Origin of the sequence: Magnetospirillum sulfuroxidans (assembly GCF_018224925.1) — a bacterium.
GTDB classification, from domain to species: Bacteria; Pseudomonadota; Alphaproteobacteria; order Rhodospirillales; family Magnetospirillaceae; genus Magnetospirillum; species Magnetospirillum sulfuroxidans.
Genome location: NZ_JAGTUF010000002.1, coordinates 102,600 through 122,542, shown reverse-complemented (window position 1 = coordinate 122,542; position 19,943 = coordinate 102,600). Strand labels below are relative to the sequence as shown.

Sequence of the window (19,943 nt, the reverse complement as noted above, 5' to 3'; positions counted from 1 at the left end):
CGACTTATGACTGAAACGTGAGCATACAAAAGAAGGTGCTCAGCAATTGTGCATAATCATAAGATCATTAATGTGCAACCTTATTGTCGCAATGGGCATTGTGATCGGGGATGTCGGGGCAGGCCGGCAAGGTGAAGCTGACGGTGGTGCCGTGGCCCAATCGGGATTCCAGCCCGATGGTGCCGCCGTGGCGTTCGACGATGCGCTTGGCGATGGTCAGGCCCAAGCCGCTGCCGGGATATTGCTCGGGGCCATGCAGACGGCGGAACAGGTCGAAGACGCCATCCTGAAACGGGACATCGATGCCGATGCCGTTATCGGCGATGGTGATTTTCCAGAAATTCTCGGCGGCGGTTGCCGCGATGGATAGTTCGGCCCGGTTGCCGCGCGGCTGGAATTTCAGCCCATTGCTGATCAGGTTGCTGAACAATTGCCGTAATTGGACCGGATCACCGCGAACCACCGGCAAGGGGGCGCGGTGAATCGAGGCATTGTGTTGGGCCAGACTGGCGCGCAATTCGTCCAAAACCCAATCAAGCAGGTGATTAAGGTCGATGGATTGAAATGGGGCGGGGGTGGTGGCAATGCTGGAATAGTCCAGCAATCCCTGGATTTGTTCGCGCATGCGAATGGCGCCCTGGCTAAGGAAGGCCAGGTATTCGCGCCCTTCCGACGACAAGGCGTCGCCGTCGCTGCGTGCCAGCAATTGCGAGAAACTGCAAATGGTGCGGCAAGGTTCCTGCAAGTCGTGGGCGGCGACATGGGCAAAACGTTCAAGCTCGCGGTTGGAACGCTCTAACTCGGCCAGTGAACGACGCAGCAATTCTTCTTGTTGTTTGAATACGGTGATGTCGCGGGCGACGAAGATCATGCAATCCTTGTCATCAAGGCGGAATTGTTCGGCCGAAACCAGGGCGTCGAAGATTTCGCCGTTCTTGCGTTTGGCCCGGCTGTGGAAATTGGTCAACCGCCCTTGCTGCATCAGCGCCAGGACCAGGGCGGCACGGTCATCGGGGCTGGCCCAGATGCCGACGCTGAAAGAGGAGCGGCCGATGACATCCTCGCGCTTGTGGCCAAGATAGCTTTCAAAGCCGCCGTTGACATCGATAAAGCGGCCGGTATCGCGTTCGCTGATGGTGACGATATCGGGGCTGGCTTCGAAGATGGTGGCGAATTTCAGTTGGGTTCGGCGTTTTTCCCAGGCCTCCTGCTTCAGATGTTCCAAGGTGCGGGCGATATCGCCGATCTCGTCGCTCCGATCGGTGTCGGGGATGATGGTGTCGGGATTGCCTTCGTTAACATCAAGCATGGCGGTGCGCAGCCGGGCCAACGGCTTGGTGATGGCCAAGGTCAGGGCGGTGGAAACGATTCCCCCCAAAAGCAAGGCGACGGCAATGACGATGATCACCGTTTCACGCAATCGGTGGCGTAGATCTTGCGAAATTCCGACCCGCTCACTGGCTTGGGCGTTGGCGGCGATCATCGCGTCGGCGATGGTTTCAACGACGTGATCGAACAACCAGCTGCCACGGTGAAAAGCCTGGAGACGGGTGTCGATCATCCCGCTGGTGACGGCGTCGATATTCTGATCGATAAAGGCGCGCAAAGGTGGCCATGCCGTTTGCACCGCCAAGATATCCGCAGCGGAGCTGTCATCGTTGGCGCTGGCGACGGCCAGATTTTGCGCGATGATCTCTTGCTGACGCTTGATCTCGGCAACCCAGTCATTGCGATGGGCTTGGCCGGGAAAAGCAATGCTGTGGGTCAAAACGCTTTTGATTTCAAAGATGCGGTTGCGCACCTCGCCCAGGGCGTGACTGGTGGTGTAGGCGTGACGATGCAGTTCAGCGGTGCCTTGGGCGGCACGGTCGATGAAAACGACGCTTAAAGCTCCCAGTCCCGCCAATAATAATTGCAGGACCACAAACCCCAAAGCGATGCGGTGCTTTAGGCGAATCAACGGCACGTTTATACCCTCTCCCTATCCCGCCGATCAGCATAGGGGCGATGGCGTCACGGCCATAGCCTCCGAGAGTATAGAATATAATACCTTGGTATTGTAAAGAGGTGGGGCAAAAAAACTACTTTTGCCGATGGGCAATGGCCAAAAGGAAACGCCGCTCTTGCGAGCGGCGTTTCCCTGCGGGGGGGGTGGGGATGGGCGGGAAGGCCCCCCCCGACAAATCGCCATATGGAGCCGAGTTCTCGCCCCCGTTTGACGAATACAATGTAGCAATTCTGTGAACAGAAGAAAACAGAAAAATATCTGGACATAGGTATTACGAGTACTTACATACAAGTCTACGTGTTTTACCTGTAAAACCCGGTAAAATTTTACCTAAATACCCCTAGCCTTCGCACCTGTTCGGCGGCACCATTGGTGCGGTTCACAAGAAGGCTTCCCATGGCACGCACAATCCTCCGCCTGATGTTGTTGCTGGTCCTTGCTCTACCTATGGATGGGGCATGGGCGCAGGCGCAATTTCCACAAACTCCCTTGCAGGTGATCAGCGTTGACGGGGCTCGGCACGGCTTTACCGTCGAAGTGGCGACATCGGCCGATCAACTGGCCCAAGGCTTGATGTATCGGACCAAGATGGCCGCCGATGCCGGCATGCTGTTTGATTTCGGCGCGCCGCGCGCCATCTCCATGTGGATGAAGAACACGCTCATTCCGTTGGACATGGTTTTCATTACGGCCGATGGCGTGATTGCCGGAATCGCCGAACGGACGGTGCCGCATTCCACCGCCACGATCGCGTCCCCCGGTCCGATCAAGGCGGTGCTGGAACTCAATGGCGGCACCGCCTCGCGGTTGAAGCTGAAGGCGGGCGATCGTGTGGTCCATCCGATCTTTGGCTTGCCCTGATCACGGCGCGCCCGCGAGCTGACGCAACGGGCGCGGTCTTGTTCATCCTCGGTTCAGGCAAAGGGGGATAGGCTTTTGGTCATGAACTGGAAAGCCATACCGATAATCGCCCTTTTCATGGCTTGCCCGACCGCTTGGGCGGGGGAATCTGACCATGACCGGGCTCGCCGCGCCGTCGAGGATGGACGCATCCTGCCACTGCGTGAAATCCTGACGCGGGCCGAGACCGCCTATCCCGGTCAATTGATCGAGGCTGAACTGGAAGACGACCACGGCAAGCTGATCTATGAGATCAAATTGTTGACCAAGGATGGGCGGCTGATGAAGCTGATCTATGACGCCGCCAGCGGCGAGGTTCTTAAGGTTCGACAGCGGGACCGGCCATGAGAATTTTGGTTATCGAAGACGAACCGGCGCTGACCTTTCGTTTGCAACAGGTGTTGGAGGCGGCGGGATTCGCCGTCGATACCGCCTATGACGGCGAAGAAGGCTGGTATCTGGGGGATAATGAAACCTATGACGCGGTGGTGTTGGATCTTGGTTTGCCCAAGCTGGACGGCATCAGCGTGTTGCAGCGGTGGCGGGACGCCGGAAGGGGCATGCCGGTGCTGATCTTGACCGCACGCGGCCGCTGGGCGGAAAAGATGCAAGGCTTCAATGCCGGCGCCGATGATTATGTGACCAAGCCGTTCGAGATGGACGAGGTGGTCTATCGCTTGCGGGCGCTGATTCGCCGCGCTTCCGGCCATGCTCAGCCGGAACTGGCCTGTGGGCCGGTGCGGCTGGATACCAATGGCGGCCGGGTCAGTGTTGACGGCATGCCGGTGCAATTGACCGCGCAGGAATTTCGCATTCTGTCTTATCTGATGCATCATCCGGGCAAGGTGGTCAGCCGCACGGAATTGATGGAACACGTCTATGACCGTAATTTCGACAATGATTCGAATGTGTTGGAAGTCTTGATCGGCCGGGTGCGCAAGAAAATTGGCGCCGAAATGATCCAGACCGTGCGCGGTCAAGGCTATCTGCTGTCAGAGCCGCCGCCGCCATGACCCGGCCGGCCCCCAGTCTGTCCGGCCGTCTGGTGGCGGCGGCGCTGATCTGGCTGCTGGTTCTGCTGTTGGTGGGGGGCTGGGTTCTGGCCTGGGCTTTTCGCGACAGCGTCGAGCGGGAATTCGGTCAGCGGCTTGACGCCATGGTGCGGGCGACCATCGCCGCCACCGATATCACCGCCGAGGGCGTAACGGTGGCTGACCGGCCGTTGGGCGATCCCCGCTTTGACCAGATCTATTCGGGGTGGTACTGGCAGGTGTCGTCCCCCGACGGTCACGTCTTGCGCTCACGTTCCTTGTGGGATCAGGTGTTGCCGACCACCAATGGCGGGGCTGACGACGTCGCGTTGCGCCATGCCGTCGGCCCCAAGGACGAACATCTTTTGGTGGCCGAGCGCGATATCCACATGGCCGATGACGGCGGCATCGTCCATGTGCTGATCGCCGCCGATCTGGCCGAGGTTTCGGCCGGCGTGCGCCGGTTCCACCTGTTGCTGGGCACGGCCTTGGGATTGTTGGGTCTGGGCATGGCGGTCGCGGTGCTTATTCAGGTCCGGTTTGGCTTGCGGCCGTTGCGCGGCATGATGACGGATCTGGAAGCGGTGCGCCAAGGAGAGCGCGCCCGCTTGTCGGGACGCTATCCGCAAGAGGTGGCGCCGCTGGCGGCGGTGATGAATGGCGTTCTCGACAAGGATGCCGAATTGATCGAACGGGCGCGCACCCATGTGGGCAATTTGGCTCATGGGCTGAAAACCCCGTTGGCGGTGATCCAGGCGGAAATGTCGGCGCAACCCAACCGCCGGGTGGTGACGGCCCAGGTGGATTCCATGCGTCGGTTGATCGAACATCATTTGGGGCGGGCTTCGGCGGTGGCTGGGACCGGCCGGGTGGTGGGCGAACGGGTTGCCGTGGCCCCCATTGCCGCCGATATCGCCCATGCCTTGAACAAGGTCTTTGCCGACCGCAATCTGCAATTGGTGGTCGAGGTGGCCGATGATGTCCGTTTCCACGGTCATGCCGAGGATTTGGCCGAGATGCTGGGGAATCTGATGGAAAACGCCTGTAAATGGGCGCGAGGTCACGTGCGCGTGGGGGCCGTGGCAGGGGCGGACGGGATTACTGTGACCGTCGCCGATGACGGCCCCGGCTTGACCCCAGAGCAGGCCGAAGCCGCTTCGCGACGGGGAAAGCGCCTGGACGAAATGACCGAAGGCTGGGGATTGGGGCTGTCCATCGTGGCGGATCTGGTCGCCGTCAATGGCGGCAGCCTTGATTTTGGCCGCTCCACCCTGGGCGGCCTTGAGGTCCGGCTGCATTTACCCTGAGCTGTATTCGCTCCCTCGCATTCCTGGTGCATGCATTTGTGGGTGGACAGAGGATGTGAAGCCACCGCTATAATTCTTTGGTATTGATCGTGCGGTCGTTTCGCGGTGGGTTCTGTCGTGCTGAATTTCTTGAGGTCGTGCTTGCCGCAGTTTTTGGCGTCATCGACCATGCGTGTGGTGTTCTGGCTGGTGGCAGGCTTGGTTCTGGCCATCTGGGCGTTGGCATTGCGGGAGTTTGGCTCTCAGTACCAGCGCTACCGGGTTACCCAGGAATTGATCGGTAGTAATGCAACCGTCGACCATCTGCTGTTGGTGGGGCGGAACCTTATTTTCGAACGTGGGCGGGTCAATTTGCGTTTGGCGGCCGTGTCGCCGCAAGATGACGTCAGCGTTGATTTCATTGCCCGTCTGCGGCGGTCGGGGCAAGAACAGCTGACGGCGGCCATGCCGGGTTTGGCGGTCGAGATGGCGGCTGATCTGACGGCACGCTGGCGTGCGCTCGAAGAGTTACGGTCCACCATCGATCCGCAGCTGGCCGTACCGCTGGCTCAGCGCGACGGCCGCATCAGGGAGCTGTGGTACCGCGAATCGACGGAATTTCTGGGAAAATTGCAGCAGATACTGCATTTGCAGGCTTTACGGGGCAATCGTTTCGATCCGTCCTTTCGCCTGCTGACTCGGGTCAAGCTGGCGACGCTTAGCCTGCGGGACGCCCTGGGCGAAGAATCGACCCGAATTGGCGCCGCCGCCGCCCAAGGGGCAGTGTTGAATGCGGCGGCCTTGTACGATCTGGCCCGGTTACGCGGGAAAAGCGATGCGATATTGGCAGCGATTCGCAGTGACATCGACGCCGCCAACCAGCCCCATTTGCGGGCCGCTTTGGACGCGGTCCAGGTGGATTTGCAAGAACGCTTACATCCCTTGCAAGACGAGATCATCGGCCGATCCCAAGCCGGACACCATATGGTTCTGCCGGCCAGTTCCTATAGCAGCGTCGCCGTTCCCGTCCTTGATGGGGTGATGCGGCTGTTCGATGCCGCCCAGGCGCATTGTGATCTGAAGGTCAAGGGGATCCAGCGGCGAGCTACTGTGCTGATGGGCGTCAGTCTGGCACTGACGGTGGTGGCCTTGGTGCTGGGGGGGCTTGCCCTGGTCATTTTGCGTCACCGTTTGCTGAGGCCGTTACGGACCATTGGCGCCGATTTGCGCAGCCTGATCGCCGGGCAAGTGCCGTTAATTGATGAAGGGGGGGCAAACGGTGACGAACTGGACGACATGCGCGCGGCGGTGGTTGCCTTTCGCAATATATTGTCGGATCGCCAGGCGCTGTGGGACGCTTTGCCGGATTTGATCTGCCTGAAGGACGAAAGCGGGCGCTGGCGCGGCGCCAATGGCGCTGCCGTTCGCTCTTTGCAATTGACGGCGCTGGATGTGCGCGGCAAGACCGATGACGAAATTATGCAGGCTTTCCCACATTTACGGCTCTGGTTGCAGGCCGGTGTCGCCGGCGACATGGTGATGTGGAAGAGTGCCGCCCCCGTCACCCGCGAAGAGGTGATCGCCGGGATACAGGGTGAGCCGGCATTCTTTCAGGTCATGCGCATTCCGTTGTTTCATGCCGATGGAACGCGGCGCGGCCAAGCCATCATTGGCCGCAACGTCACCGACCACCGACGGGCCGAGACGGCGGCAGCGCGTCTCGCCCACCAGAACCTGCTGATTTTGGAATGCGCGGGCGAGGGCATTACCGGTATCGATGCCGAGGGGCGGACCATTTTTTTCAATCGCGCCGCCAGCCGTATGACCGGCTGGGATGTGGAGGAACTGATCGGATTGCCCCAGCATCAGGTGCTGCACCACACCCATACCGATGGAACGGCGCATCCCATGGCGGAATGCCCCATATGGCAGACCCTGGCCGACGGCATCGCCCGTCATTGCGACCAAGACGTATTTTGGTGCAAGGACGGTTCGCCCTTGCCGGTGGAATTCAGCGTCAATCCCTTGATTGAAAAAGATCTGGTGCGCGGCGCGGTGGTGATTTTCCGCGATATACGCGCCCGGCTTTCGGCGGAAGCCGAAATCGGTTCGTTGCTGGCGGAATTGAAGCGATCGAATACGGAATTGGAACGTTTCGCCTATGTGGCGTCGCATGATCTGCGTCAGCCGCTGCGCATGATCAACGGCTATATGTCGCTGATCAAAAAGCGTTTGGCCGATAAGCTGGGGACGGACGAAGAGACCTTTTTCAACTTTGCCACCGATGGCGCCCGGCGCATGGATCGGATGATCTGCGATTTGCTGGATTATTCCCGCATCGGCCGCAGCCGCGACATGGAGCCGGTGGACCTGGGGGCGGTGCTGAGCACGGCCATCGACAATATGGCCGCCGCCATCGGCGAATCCGGGGCGGTGGTCACGGTGGCGTCCGGCTTGCCGATGGTGACCGGGATCGGTTCGGAACTTGAACGTTTGTTCAGCAATCTGATCGCCAATGCCATCAAGTTCCGCCGCCCGGAAATCGTCCCTGAAATCAGTGTCGGCTGTGCCGAGGACGGCGATTTTTGGGTGTTGTCGGTGCGTGATAACGGGATTGGTATCGCCCCTAAAGATCATCCGCGTCTGTTTGCCATTTTCCAGCGTCTGGTGCCGCAGGAGCAATACGAAGGGACCGGCATCGGCTTGGCATCGGTCCGCAAGATCGCCGAGCACCACCGTGGCCGGGTTTGGGTCGAATCGGAATTGGGCCAGGGGGCGACCTTCCATGTCGCCTTGCCCAAGGCCGCTGCAATTTAAGGCGGGATCAAAGGCCCGACGCTCAAAAGCTTTTCGGCAACCCCAAAACGTGGGTGGCGACGTGCGACAGGATCAGGTTGGTGGAGATCGGGGCCACCTGATACAGCCGGGTTTCACGGAATTTGCGTTCAATGTCGTATTCCTCGGCAAAGCCAAAACCGCCATGGGTCTGCAAGCAGGTATCGGCGGCGTGCCACGATGCCTCCGACGCCATCAGCTTGGCCATGTTGGCTTGCGATCCGCAGGGTTGGCCGGCATCGAACAAGGCGATGGCCTTTTGCACCATCAAGGCGGCCGCTTCGCTTTCCACATAAGCGCGGGCGATGGGGAATTGGACGCCTTGATTGGCACCGATGGGGCGGCCGAACACTGCGCGGGTTTTGGCGTAGGCGCTGGCCCGGTCGATGAAAAAGCGGGCGTCGCCCAGGCATTCGGCGGCGATCAGCAGACGTTCGGCGTTCATGCCGTCAAGGACATAGGAAAAGCCTTTGCCTTCTTCCCCCACCAAGTTTTCCACCGGCACTTCCAGGTCATCAAGGAAGATTTCGGTGGTGGCGTGGTTCAGCATGGTGCGGATCGGGGTGATGGTCAGCCCCTTGCCGACCGCCTGACGCAGATCAACCAGCAACACACTCATTCCCTGCGATGGCTTGTCCACCTGATCGCGTGGGGTGGTGCGCACCAGCAACACCATCCAATCGGAATGCTCCGCCCGCGAGATGAAGACCTTCTGACCATTGACGACGTATTTGTCGCCGACCCGACGGGCAAAGGTGCTGATCCGGGTGGTGTCGGTACCGCTGGTCGGCTCGGTGACGCCAAATGCCTGAAGACGGATGGAGCCATTGGCGATGCCGGGCAGAAGTTTTTGCTTTTGTCCGGGGCTGCCGTGCCGCAGCACTGTGCCCATGGTGTACATCTGGGCGTGGCAGGCGGCGCCGTTGCAGCCCATCTTGTGCATTTCTTCCAAGATGGCGGCGGCCGCCGCCAACCCCAAGCCAGAACCGCCATATTCCTCGGGGATCAGCACCGACAAAAAGCCGGCGCGAGTCAAGGCGTTGACGAAAGCGGTCGGATAAGCGCGCTCGGCGTCCAATTGACGCCAATATCGGCCCGGGAAGCCTGCACACAAGCGGCGCACGGAATCGCGAATTTCGGGGAAGGTTTCGGGCGTGAGCATGGGGGTCAACCGCGGGGTTGGGTCAAAAGGGCGCGGGCGCGTTCGACCACGGGGCGATCAACCATCTGGCCATCAACCGAACAGACGGCGCTGCCGACGGCCTCGGCCTCGGTCCAGGCGGTGACAACCCGCTCGGCCCATTGGCGTTGTTCGGGACTGGCGGCGAAAGCTTGGTTGACCAGCGCGACCTGAGCCGGATGAATGCACAGCGCCCCGGTCATGCCCATGGCTTGAGCCTGGGCGATGCTGGCGCCATAAATGTCGAGGTGCTGGAAATTGGCCAATGTATCAGGCAGGCCTAGGGCCATCAGGCCCTGCCCGGCGGCAGCCAGGGCAATCATCTGACACGGCAAGGTCAAGGAGGCGCGACTGGGCGGGGCGCGCAACGCCAGGGAAAAATCCTCGCTGCCCAAGGCTAGACCGATGATCCGGGGCAGGGCGGCGATGACCGGCAGATGGGGCAAGGTGGCGGGCGATTCGATCAGGGCGATCAGGCCGATTCCCCGGCGGGCAAGCCCGCGCTGCTGCTCCATCGCGTCAAGGATGGCATCGACGGCGCGCACTTGCAGATCATCCTTGACCTGGGGCAGCATCAGGGCCGTAAGACCGGGGCGAACGACCGCGTTCAAATCGGCGTAAAGGTCCAGCCAGCCGGCATTGATGCGCACCACCACGGGGATGTTGTATCCGTTAAGACGCTCTATCCAGGCGGCGATGCCGGCGCGGGCGGCGGCTTTACCTGCGCAGGGAATGGCGTCTTCCAGATCTAAAATGACGGCATCTGCCCCTCTTTCATGCAGCTTGGCCAACAGCTTGGCGTTGTCGGCAGGGGCGAACAGCAACGAACGCCAGCGCGGGGTGAAGGGGGGGATCATGCGGCCTTCAGTTCTGCGCTCATGGCGACGGCGCCGCTGTGGTCAAGCGCCCACAAGGCGGCTCCGCCGACGATGGGGGCGCCGCATAGGCTGAACGGGTGAGTGTCGAATAATGGCCGCTTGGCGCGGAAGCGAAAACCGGTAACCCGCGCGCCGGGATTGTGGCGCAGGAACAAATCGGCCAGCAAGGTGGCGGTAAGCGGGCCGTGGACGATCAATCCGGGATAGCCTTCCCTTTGGCGGCAATAATCGCGGTCGTAATGGATACGGTGACCGTTGAAGGTCAAGGCCGAATAGCGGAACAGCAGGACCGCGTCGGGGGTGATGGCGCGTTGCCACCGCGCCGGCATTGGCGGCGCGACCGGCGGCGGCGGTGCATCGCCCGGTTGGGCCGGCTGGCGATAGACGATGTCGTGGATTTCGCGCAAGACGATGCCGGTTTCGCTGTGCACTTCATGTTCGACGGCAACGAAGACCATGGGGCCAGAGCGGCCAGATTTATGGCTGACATCCTTGATGCGGGAGATGCGGCGGACGGTGTCGCCGACGTGCAGCGGCTGCGGGAACGACAGATCGCCCCCTGCCCACATGCGCCGGGGAAGCGGTACCGGCGGCAAAAAGCCGCCGCGATGGGGGTGGCCGTCGGCGGCGATGTCGCGGTGCAAGGCACGGGGCAGGAAATATAGCCAATGTCCCAAGGGCGGTACCGTGCCGACGGCCCAAGGCGGCGTGTCGTGATCCAGGCAAGCCGCCAGCCCGGCCAGCGGCGCGGCGCACAGCGTGTCGGTGACTTCCTCGTGGGTTCCGATCCAGGTTTTGAGGTGATCCAAGGTCATGGCGTGAACTCTTCGCGGATAGAGCGGCTGTGTTGGCCCAAGCCTGGGACCGGTCCGGGCTGTTGGTCGTGGTCGTGCCAACGGATCGGCGGCGCCACGGTGGATACTGGTCCCGATGGCGTTTCGACGGTGATGCGGCGCAATTGTTGATGAACCGACAGATCGTCGACGCCGTTAAGACGGCCAAAGGCGATGCGGGCGGTGGTCAGGCGTTCGATCACCTGCGCCTGGGTCAACGGCAAAAACACGGCGGTGATGATGGCGTCCAAGGCGGGGCGATGGGCCACCCGTTGGGGATTGGAGACAAAGCGCGGGTCGGTGGCCATTTCGGGGCGGCGCAGCACCTCGTCACAAAAGCGTTGCCATTCCCGTTCGTTCTGAATCGACAAGACCACCTGCCGCCCGTCGCCGGCGGCATAGGCGCCATAGGGGGCGATGCTGGGGTGATTCAGCCCAACCCGTTGCGGCGCCGTGCCGGTGTAATCGTAATGCATCAACGGAACCGCCATCCAATCAGCGACCGCATCGAACAGCGACAAGGCGATGGCGCTGCCTTGGCCGCTGCGTTCGCGTTCGAACAGGGCTTGCAGGATGGCGGCATGGGCATATAGGCCGCAGGCGATGTCCGCGACCGAGACGCCGACGCGTCCCGGCCCTTCGGGCGCACCGGTGATGGCGGCCAGACCGACCTCGCTTTGAACCAGCAGGTCATAGGCCTTCATGTCGCGATAAGGACCGTCCTCGCCATAGCCGCTGATATCGCAGGTGATCAGGCGCGGATGACGGCGGCGGAGTGCGGCCGAGCCAAAACCGGCACGTTCCGCCGCGCCGGGGGCAAGGTTTTGAATGAACACGTCCGCCTGGCCTAACATCCGCTCCAACAACGCGGCGTCTTCGGCGTGCTTGATATCCAGCACCAGGGATTGCTTGCCACGGTTGATCCAGACGAAATAGGCGCTTTCGCCATGGGCGACGTGGTCGTAGCCACGGGCGAAATCGCCATCGGCCCGTTCGATCTTGATGACGCGGGCGCCAGCATCGGCCAGCCGCGACGTGCATAAAGGTGCCGCCACCGCCTGTTCCAAGGCGATGACCAGGATTCCGTCCAACGCTGCGTTCATATTATTGCGTGCCGTGCCAATTCAAACCTGGGCCAGCTTAGCTTGTCGATTGCTATGCGTCTAAGATATGGTTCTCATATTAGATATCGCATTTAGGTATATCGTGGATCTGCATAAACTTCGCAGCTTCATCTGCATCGTCGACCAACGCAGCTTTTCCAAGGCGGCATCGCTGCTGCGCATCGCCCAGCCGGCATTGTCGCGTCAGATTAAGATGCTGGAAGAGGATTTGGGTGTGCCGCTTTTGGTGCGGACGGGACGGGGAGTGGTGGCCAATGCGGCCGGCGAGATCGTGGCGGATCATGCCCGGCGGCTGTTGCAGGCGGCCCAAGCCCTGCGTGAAGCCGTCCATGCCGAAGGGGGGCAGCCATCGGGGGCGTTGTCGTTGGGGGTTCCGCCATCCTTGGGCATCAGCTTGCTGCCCTTGTTGGGGCTGGGGTTCCAAGAACGTTTTCCCAAGGTCCGGCTGCATCTGGTCGAAGGCTTTAGCGCCTCGATCCATGAATGGATTTTAGCAGGGCGGCTGGATATGGCGATCTTGTACGAGATGTCGTCCATGGGTCATCTGGTAGTGACGCCATTGCTGGAAGAGGCGACCATGTTGGTCGGCCCGGCAGGATGTTTCGCCCCAGGGACTCGGGTTTCGCCGCAAAGGCTGGCGCAAGTGCCGCTGGTGCTGCCGGCGCGGCCGCACCGGTTGCGGCTGATGATTGATTCTTTGGCTTTGACCAGTCAGTGTGCGATTGATCCGGTGATCGAAATCGACGCTCTGCCGGCGTTGATCGAGGCAGTTCGGCTGGGACGGGTTTACACGGTCTTGCCTTATGCCTCGGTCGAATCCATGGTTCAGCGGGGCGAATTGACGGTGGCCGAAATCGACACGCCGTTGGCGACGCGGCGGATGGCCTTGGCCCGACCGACGGAAAAGCCGTTGTCGCCGGCTGGCTTGGCGTTGGAGCAGGCCATTATTCAATTGGTGTGCGATCATGCTCAGAGACTGCGCTGGCAACCGTTGATTCAGCCGAATGGATGATGAAGCGAGGCTTGCCTTAAGCGGCAAAACGCCTTAGAAACAGCCCACTCGGGGAGTAGCTCAGCCTGGTAGAGCATGGCGTTTGGGACGCCAGGGTCGCAAGTTCGAATCTTGTCTCCCCGACCAAAAGGGTTGGATTCCAAGACTATCCCAAGGAGAGTGTCCATGCAGGTTCGCATCTATCGTCCGGCCAAGACCGCCATGCAATCGGGCAAGGGCAATACCAAGGCTTGGGTGCTGGAATACGAACCGGCGTCGCCAAAGGCGGCCGATCCGCTGATGGGCTGGCTGGGTTCGGATGACATGACCCAGCAGGTGCGCATCAAGTTCGCCAGCAAGGATGAAGCCGTGGCCTATGCCAAGCGCAAGGGCCTGGATTTCCAGGTATTCGAGGAAGCGACGAAAAAGCCGGTGCCGGCCAAGAACTATTCCGACAATTTCCGCTTTGATAAGCTGGAATTCGGCCGCTTCTAACCCTCGCCGGCACACGATTTCGCCGTCGGCGGGGCTTTGCCGGGCTTGATCCTTGGTGTTTCCCCGACATCCGCGCGAAATGTATGCCGTCGGTCACCCCGTTGACATGCCGGCCCGAATCAATTGCGCGCCCTTAGCTCAGTTGGATAGAGCAGCCGCCTTCTAAGCGGCAGGTCGTTGGTTCGAATCCAACAGGGCGCGCCATATTTTCGGAATTATGTAGCAAACGCCACCACCCGGAAAATGACGGGCGGAGCCGGTTTCCCGTAGATTCGGGGACATGAGCGACACCACCACTCTCTCCAGCCTACGCGACAAGCGGTCGGCAATCGCTGGCCGGATCATAGACCTCCAGCAGGAACTGGATCGCCTTCAGGCGGATCTATTCCACGTCGATGCCGTACTGCGACTGTTCGGCCTGTTACCCGAAGACATTCCGACCAAGGGTCGAATACCAAAACGATCAACCTATTTCGGCCGGAACGAGATCACGAGGCGCTGCTACGACATGCTCCGCGAAAGGGAGATCGTCTGTGCCAATGACATCGCGGAGCGGGCGATGCTGGACAAGGGGCTGGACCCTAAGGCAGATCGCCGGCAGCGATTGGATTTCGTTAAGCGCATCCTGGTTTCCCTCCACGATCTTCGCAAAATTGGAGCGGTGGAAAAGATCGGGCACGCCCGGAACGTTAAATGGCGCCTAATCCTCGATGATGAACCAGAAAATGACGGTGCCGCTTGAGCGGTGCTCGTGAGCAAAAAAAACGGGAGGATGATCACATGGGGTGGGCTTAGGGGGTGAGGTTAATTGTCGGATTTTTGCGTAGCACCTCATTGCAGCTCTCGGGAAAGCACAACTTCCAGCCGGCAGAACCTTTGCCGCGTTCGTCCAGTGAATTCATGAACAGCCCATCCGTTCCCAAGATCACGAAAGCCAATGAATGTTTCGTCTGACGGACGAGATTGCGCCAATTTGCGCTATCCTGCCCCGAAGGGGACGGCACGGGTTCAGGATGTGTGTGCCACTCTCCAACGTATCCAATGGTTCCTGCACTGCCCTTCATAGCCGCGTGTATCGCGGCCACGTGCCCCGCATCTCGACGGTCGAACGCATGGCTGCGCCTTAGGTCGTTTTGCATGGGTTGGGTACAGTCAATGACCTCGATATGAGGCCCGCGCAAGCTGCCAATCAGCACCCCCCCTGCTTCAGTAGCCACAGGTCCGGTCTGGCGAAAGGCCATCATGAGTTGGAACACACGGGGCCGCAGAAGAATTAGGCCGCGCTCGTCGCCTGTTGGGGCGTGGATTGATTCGAGCATGCGCGACAGCCTTTCTGGTGGGCGACGTTATGGGATCCGCTGGCACGAGCGAAATCCGAATCAATTTGATTATGTCTGAATGGCCGTCTGGTTCCGTCCCGCAGCCAATCGATAACGCTTTGAAGCGCTAGAGCCGCCGCCTGTGTTGATGCTGAAACAGGATATCGAACGTAGGAAGCTTCTGCGCACGAGGCTACAACCACGCCCGCATCGGGGGCCGCCTTGAAAAGAACCTGAAAGCGAGGCGTGCCATCTGGCGTCTTGAGGCACCGGTAACATCCGGTTTCTGGCCAAGCGTTCAGAAATGCGACGCCAGCCGCTCCTGGCCCTTCAATCCAACTATGGAGAATTGGCGGGAACTTACTGGATGATGGCAACTGCGACAGTCTCCAGGCATTCAGCCATTCTGAAATAGCTTCATCACCGGTTGCCTCGATGATTAGGTCGTAGCGCCACATATCCTTGCGAAGATTTCGCACATCCTCGGTCCAGACATCCACCAGGGCCGGTCCGAGTGGTTGGCCGAGATATTCCTTACATGCAGCAGCCTTATTTTGCATGAGGTAACGCAGACCAAGGATATGGCGCCCCAAGTTTCCCGGCATGAGCACGTCGCTGTCCACCAGCGTCAATCGCCCCCCATCAATTCCGGCGCCGATTTTGAGCAGCATTTCGGCGAGAAAGCCGCCGATCGTGCCGCAACCGATTAGCATCACCTTCTTGCCGGCGAGGCCGTTTTCCCCGAGATTTCGTCGGACGAGGTGGTCCTGGTCGAGCTTTTGAAACGTCATTCTCTTCAGGGGCCAATCTTCTCGATCGAATGCGTGTAGAAGCGCTTGTTGCCGCGTCTTGAACTCTGGGCGCCGATATTGTTTTGGCACCTCAAAAAAGCCCCCGACACACGCGTTTGGCGCATCCAAGACTAACAAAAACTTATGACCGTTTCGGAGATCAATGTGTTTTCTTGCCTCTGCGGCAATAACAGGAGAGATCCATGCTAGAAAATCCAAAAAATTCTGGACTGTCTTGACCGGCCAAGGTTGGGTCGGTTTTACCGGATGGCGCCAGTTCAATACATAAGCAGGCCAAATTGATTTTATTTCTACCCCGCCAGCTGGCCAAGCCCGCCCATAATCCTGCGCTTGGTCCTCTGAGGCCACAAGCACACTAATGGTGTTTTTTCCCTCAAAATTAAAGAGTGTCGCCGCTCCGGAAAATCCCTGCGGGAGTGTGCTGAATGCTGGGTAGTCCGGGTCCCAAAGCAATGGAAACTCGCGTTCTGCCTCCGCGTCGTTTTGCCCGGAGACGAGCTTTTCCAACAGCGCCTGCGCCTTGTTCAGGCAGGCCCCCACCATACCCATCGGATTGAGCGGGTCCATCCTTGAAAGTTGTGGGTCTAGGTAGCATAGGCCGTTGTCGGGATCGATATGTGGCAGCGGATTTGAGAGAACCCCAGGCCGGTCCAGCAACGTGATTGATGGTCGTCGGACCATATCTTCGTCAAGTTGCAGGAGAATCGGGACGTCAAATGAGCCCGCGCGCATAGCCCCCTGGTACGCGAGCCGAGCCTTGGCATGCGAGACCGGTTTATATCCGGCCTCGACGAGCGCCCGATGGACCTCTCGATGCCAATCGGCCATCAGGCGGAATGCGAGTGGTTGGGGATGATTGCCGGTGCCAGAACACGTGGCTCCACGCTGGTAACCACGGCTTCAGCCGCATCTACGTGGAGGAGGTCGGGGCGATCAGGCATACGTGGGCCGAACGCATGCCGAAGGTTCTTCAGCGCCCGTTGGCGCTGGCAATGGTCCTCAAGCGCTTCGGAAAGAAATTGCTTCAGATCCCAGGCCTTTTGGACGACATCACGCCGATCCTTGGGCTCCAGACCTCCATCCAGATACTTGCTCGGATCACCTTCGGGCACGTCGATGGTGGGATTGGCGACCTTCTCCGTCAGTAAGCCCGGCAATTGCTCAGCCACGCGCAACAATGCGAGGTCGTCCCGATCAGGATCCATCCAAGTGGTATCGAAGATGGCAACAGTATGGGCCATCAGGGCAATCGAGGGCACACCACCAGTCGGGAAGTGCTGATCGCGCCAAACCTTCAGATAACGACAAACCCGACGCAACTGCTCGCCGTGCAGGTCCACCTTCTCTTCAAACCAGTCCTTGATCTTCTTAGGGTCGGATTGTTGCCAGCCGTTGTCCCTGTGCGCAAGCCAGACCTTGTCGCTCTCCAATGGTTTCTGGCGCATAACAGAATCCTGGGCAAAAAACGACTCGGCAAAGGCGACGGCCGCCTTTTCCAAGTACTCCTCGTACTCATCGGGATAGGCGTACAGCGGAACGTCAATGTGGGCGCCAAATGGCAGGGAAACACGGCAACACGTCGATTTACGCTCCATTTCCCAGCCTGGATTCAGGGAGCACAAATGCGCCAAAATGTCACCGACCACCTTGAACAGCAGGTTGCTGGCAACCTTTGGCGGTACCTTGTCAATAACCTCTAACGGCAAATACATGCCGTCGTCGAGATCCATCTCCTGCGGCGGCTGATGCGCGGGATTGTTCAAGGTGCCGTAGACGAACGAGCCCTGAGAGGCGAATTTGGGGCTGAGCCGCAACGGCTTCATGGTCTGCCGGTCGATCAATCCCAATTGTTGCTGGGTGGTCACATCCTGGCTCAGCATATGGAAACCGGCCTTGAGGTGGGCGCGGATGGTTTTACGCGCCTCTAACAACTGCCTACGCTGGGCATCAGAGGGGGTGATGGCTTTCAGGAACGCGGCCGGATCTCGACCCGCGAACAAAGAGTGGGCGTTTACGGATGCGGCCATAGGAAAGCGACCCTCCAAGTCATGGGGTTCTACCACATATTGGGCATGTCCTGACGATATAGTGGCTTATTTTCCAGCCGCAAGCCGGATTGACGTAAAAACATTGAATGCGAATCGCGCCCCGCGCTAGAAGATAGGAGCCGTGTCCGCATATCAGCTGGAACGCGGCGCCAAGAAGCTCATGCATCGATGGTGACGAATGTATCGGATTTTTGGGCCTAAATTTTGGATCACGGCGATCAGCTATGTCGTGCTCGCGACGAATTTCGCATTCGGTTTGCTGGACGAATATCTTCCCGAAATCGGTGTGGAGCCGTCATTCGGAAAAGTTGTGTTTTGGGTCCAGGTTGTCATCGCGATCTTCTTTGTCACCCCAATCTGGCGCTTATTCTGGAAAGCATTCCCAAAAATGAATGATTGGGTCTTTCCGGATCTGAATGGCGAATGGGAAGTGGAGATTTGCAGCAATTGGCCGCGCATCGAGAGGCTGTTGAAATCTGCTTGCGGGAAGGAGCCATCGATTGATTTTCGGGTTTGCGACGGCGAAGAACTGCCTTCCCTCACTCCGCTAAAGATGCGTGCACGAATAACTCAGACTTGGGGGCACATCCACATTCATCTTTGGAACCCCAATCAGGACACTCCCATCAAGGACTCAGACACCTTCCTCGTGGAACCGATCAGAGGGGGCGAGAATGCGCGCCCCGCGATGAGCTACATGTTCAGCCAGAGGAACGAGACTGATGTCGTTAGCGACGCCCCCATGTTTCATGGGGCCGCCAGATTGGAAATTCAGCCTGGCTACAACGTGATGGAAGGAACTATGTGGTCTAACCGCATGTGGCGGCGGGGCATGAATACTGCTGCCTCGCTTCGTTTCGTTCGTGCGATTTGAAGCGTAACAGTGCAGCTAACGGATTCGAGACTGCGCTAGTGACGAGGCCCCGACAGTTCAGCAACAGGTAGTAAGATCGTCATAATGGGTGAGGATATCGCGCCGGGATAAGTTGCGGCCAAAGGTCTGTGCCCTGACGAGCAAGCAGAAAACGCTATATTTACGGAGACTGAGCGTCCGCTCTGTTCTTTTGCCCAGCCGGGTAGATCGCACTACAGTTGACATCCTCACCATCCAATATCCGCCGAATACCCGTTACATGGCGCAAATTTAGGGTCGCCACAGGGGTTCCCTTCCCGCAAGAGATATGGACGTTGTCAGTGGTTATAAATCGCATATAGCCACGCACTTCTTGCTGCCCCCACACATTCTCCCCCTTTTGAAGAGAAAATGCGAAAGGCACATCGCCACCGACACTCAAGAAGGTCAGGACTCTATCAAATATAGCAAATGGAGCTAGCATGAGCGGAGCTACAATGGCGAGCGCACCGAATAAAAAAATGCCTTTCCGCGTCTTTAATCCCGGTGCGGCATTGAAAAATACAACAACTATAATGGGAATAACGAGAAAAGAGGCGGCATATATTATCCATGCATAACTGGAAAAATCGATGTTCTGTAAACCCTCTGATGATTCCAGGTGGTGGATTCCCATCAGAGATAGCTTCGATACCAGCATAAATACAGGGACTACAAATAGGTTTGCCGCAAGCACTGCATCTCCAGCCCGACTCGTCGCACCTTCAACTAGTGGAGCTGTTAGATAGCGATAGAAGCAGACAATACAGGTAAATATTGATGTTGCTACAATGATTGTAGCAGCAAATATGAACTCCCTGTCTTTCAGAAACAGCGTTCTCATGAATATAATGCTGATGGCGATAACAGCAGGGGCCAACGTTAACCCTATTGCAGTCGCATTGCTAATCTGTACGCGTTTAAGAATTGCGACTTTCATAAAGACCGGGGCAAGACTGTACACTGATAGGATCGCGGAAAAGAACACGACCAAGGCGCCGACAATCCATATGTATACCCCTGTCGTGGCGGCGAAATCAAAAAATGGTATTTCCCGATCATTGCAGTAGAATGCTATGATAATAATGTAGAGTATGCTTGTCAGGGAAAATGCCCACGCCATCGTCGCCATCCTTAGCGCGGGCTCAATGTATGCATGAAATTGAATGATATTATTAATTATTCTTTCGAATATATTGTCATTATCTTCTATATCAGGCATTTCTCACCTAGTAGATCAAAGATATTTTGGTGCTGTAGGCGGCAATGAGGCCGTGTATTGATTGCACCATCACTTTAATCATCATCCAT

At 58.7% G+C, this 19,943-nt stretch carries 18 protein-coding genes and 2 tRNA genes; 11 read left to right on the top strand and 9 right to left on the bottom strand.

Features of this window, described 5'->3' with window-relative positions:
* Window positions 1-67: 67 nt before the first annotated feature.
* A complete protein-coding gene (locus tag KEC16_RS04535) occupies window positions 68-1,966 on the bottom strand; it encodes a sensor histidine kinase (RefSeq protein ID WP_211546484.1) in 1,899 nt (632 codons plus the stop codon).
* Window positions 1,967-2,404: 438 nt separating this feature from the next.
* Here KEC16_RS04535 and KEC16_RS04530 point away from each other — a divergent pair, with 438 nt between their 5' ends.
* The 5 genes from KEC16_RS04530 (at window position 2,405) to KEC16_RS04510 (ending at window position 8,042) form a co-directional block, all read left to right on the top strand.
* Complete coding sequence (locus tag KEC16_RS04530) at window positions 2,405-2,869, top strand: DUF192 domain-containing protein (protein ID WP_211546483.1); 465 nt, start codon at window positions 2,405-2,407, stop codon at window positions 2,867-2,869.
* 117 nt (window positions 2,870-2,986) lie between these two features.
* Window positions 2,987-3,256 (top strand): PepSY domain-containing protein, encoded by a 270-nt coding sequence (locus KEC16_RS04525; RefSeq protein WP_249208777.1) that lies wholly within the window; start codon window positions 2,987-2,989, stop codon window positions 3,254-3,256.
* A complete protein-coding gene (locus KEC16_RS04520; protein WP_211546481.1) occupies window positions 3,253-3,921 on the top strand; it encodes a response regulator transcription factor in 669 nt (222 codons plus the stop codon). The genes KEC16_RS04525 and KEC16_RS04520 overlap by 4 nt, the downstream gene beginning before the upstream one ends.
* Complete coding sequence (locus tag KEC16_RS04515; protein ID WP_211546480.1) at window positions 3,918-5,246, top strand: sensor histidine kinase; 1,329 nt, start codon at window positions 3,918-3,920, stop codon at window positions 5,244-5,246. The genes KEC16_RS04520 and KEC16_RS04515 overlap by 4 nt, the downstream gene beginning before the upstream one ends.
* Window positions 5,247-5,414: 168 nt before the next feature.
* The gene (locus tag KEC16_RS04510) at window positions 5,415-8,042 is read left to right on the top strand and encodes a PAS domain-containing sensor histidine kinase (RefSeq protein WP_211546479.1); all 2,628 of its coding nucleotides are present in this window, start codon (window positions 5,415-5,417) and stop codon (window positions 8,040-8,042) included.
* A gap of 22 nt (window positions 8,043-8,064) precedes the next feature.
* Here the strand turns inward: KEC16_RS04510 and KEC16_RS04505 are convergent, their stop codons facing one another.
* From KEC16_RS04505 to KEC16_RS04490, 4 genes are read right to left on the bottom strand one after another with little or no spacing between them, the layout of a single operon-like run.
* Window positions 8,065-9,222, bottom strand: coding sequence for an acyl-CoA dehydrogenase family protein (locus KEC16_RS04505; RefSeq protein WP_211546478.1), 1,158 nt, complete (start codon window positions 9,220-9,222; stop codon window positions 8,065-8,067).
* A gap of 5 nt (window positions 9,223-9,227) precedes the next feature.
* Window positions 9,228-10,097, bottom strand: coding sequence for an HpcH/HpaI aldolase/citrate lyase family protein (locus KEC16_RS04500; RefSeq protein WP_211546477.1), 870 nt, complete (start codon window positions 10,095-10,097; stop codon window positions 9,228-9,230).
* Entirely contained in the window at window positions 10,094-10,933 is an 840-nt protein-coding gene (locus KEC16_RS04495; protein ID WP_211546476.1) for an HTD2 family dehydratase, read from the bottom strand. Before KEC16_RS04495 ends, KEC16_RS04500 begins: the two co-directional genes overlap by 4 nt.
* A complete protein-coding gene (locus tag KEC16_RS04490) occupies window positions 10,930-12,054 on the bottom strand; it encodes a CaiB/BaiF CoA transferase family protein (RefSeq protein ID WP_211546475.1) in 1,125 nt (374 codons plus the stop codon). Before KEC16_RS04490 ends, KEC16_RS04495 begins: the two co-directional genes overlap by 4 nt.
* A 103-nt stretch (window positions 12,055-12,157) precedes the next feature.
* Here KEC16_RS04490 and KEC16_RS04485 point away from each other — a divergent pair, with 103 nt between their 5' ends.
* The 5 genes from KEC16_RS04485 to KEC16_RS04465 all read left to right on the top strand — a co-directional run bounded on the left by KEC16_RS04485 (window position 12,158) and on the right by KEC16_RS04465 (window position 14,303).
* Window positions 12,158-13,087, top strand: coding sequence for a LysR family transcriptional regulator (locus tag KEC16_RS04485; protein WP_211546474.1), 930 nt, complete (start codon window positions 12,158-12,160; stop codon window positions 13,085-13,087).
* A 49-nt stretch (window positions 13,088-13,136) separates the two neighbouring features.
* Window positions 13,137-13,213, top strand: a tRNA-Pro gene (locus KEC16_RS04480).
* A 39-nt stretch (window positions 13,214-13,252) separates the two neighbouring features.
* A complete protein-coding gene (locus KEC16_RS04475; RefSeq protein ID WP_211546473.1) occupies window positions 13,253-13,561 on the top strand; it encodes an ETC complex I subunit in 309 nt (102 codons plus the stop codon).
* 127 nt (window positions 13,562-13,688) lie between these two features.
* A tRNA-Arg gene (locus KEC16_RS04470) sits at window positions 13,689-13,765 on the top strand.
* Window positions 13,766-13,841: 76 nt separating this feature from the next.
* The gene (locus KEC16_RS04465) at window positions 13,842-14,303 is read left to right on the top strand and encodes a hypothetical protein (RefSeq protein ID WP_211546472.1); all 462 of its coding nucleotides are present in this window, start codon (window positions 13,842-13,844) and stop codon (window positions 14,301-14,303) included.
* Between the two features lie 49 nt (window positions 14,304-14,352).
* Here KEC16_RS04465 and KEC16_RS04460 read toward each other — a convergent pair whose 3' ends face one another.
* The 3 genes from KEC16_RS04460 to KEC16_RS04450 are packed head-to-tail and all read right to left on the bottom strand — an operon-like array spanning window position 14,353 to window position 17,719.
* Window positions 14,353-14,880, bottom strand: coding sequence for a Mov34/MPN/PAD-1 family protein (locus KEC16_RS04460; RefSeq protein ID WP_211546471.1), 528 nt, complete (start codon window positions 14,878-14,880; stop codon window positions 14,353-14,355).
* Entirely contained in the window at window positions 14,835-16,520 is a 1,686-nt protein-coding gene (locus KEC16_RS04455) for a ThiF family adenylyltransferase (RefSeq protein WP_211546470.1), read from the bottom strand. The genes KEC16_RS04460 and KEC16_RS04455 overlap by 46 nt, the downstream gene beginning before the upstream one ends.
* Entirely contained in the window at window positions 16,520-17,719 is a 1,200-nt protein-coding gene (locus tag KEC16_RS04450; RefSeq protein WP_211546469.1) for a CBASS cGAMP synthase, read from the bottom strand. The genes KEC16_RS04455 and KEC16_RS04450 overlap by 1 nt, the downstream gene beginning before the upstream one ends.
* A gap of 199 nt (window positions 17,720-17,918) precedes the next feature.
* Between KEC16_RS04450 and KEC16_RS04445 the strand changes: the two genes are divergently transcribed.
* Entirely contained in the window at window positions 17,919-18,614 is a 696-nt protein-coding gene (locus tag KEC16_RS04445; RefSeq protein WP_211546468.1) for a hypothetical protein, read from the top strand.
* A gap of 160 nt (window positions 18,615-18,774) precedes the next feature.
* Here the strand turns inward: KEC16_RS04445 and KEC16_RS04440 are convergent, their stop codons facing one another.
* Window positions 18,775-19,854: a hypothetical protein gene (locus KEC16_RS04440; protein WP_211546467.1), complete on the bottom strand. Its 1,080-nt coding sequence runs from the start codon at window positions 19,852-19,854 to the stop codon at window positions 18,775-18,777.
* Between the last annotated feature and the right edge of the window lie 89 nt (window positions 19,855-19,943).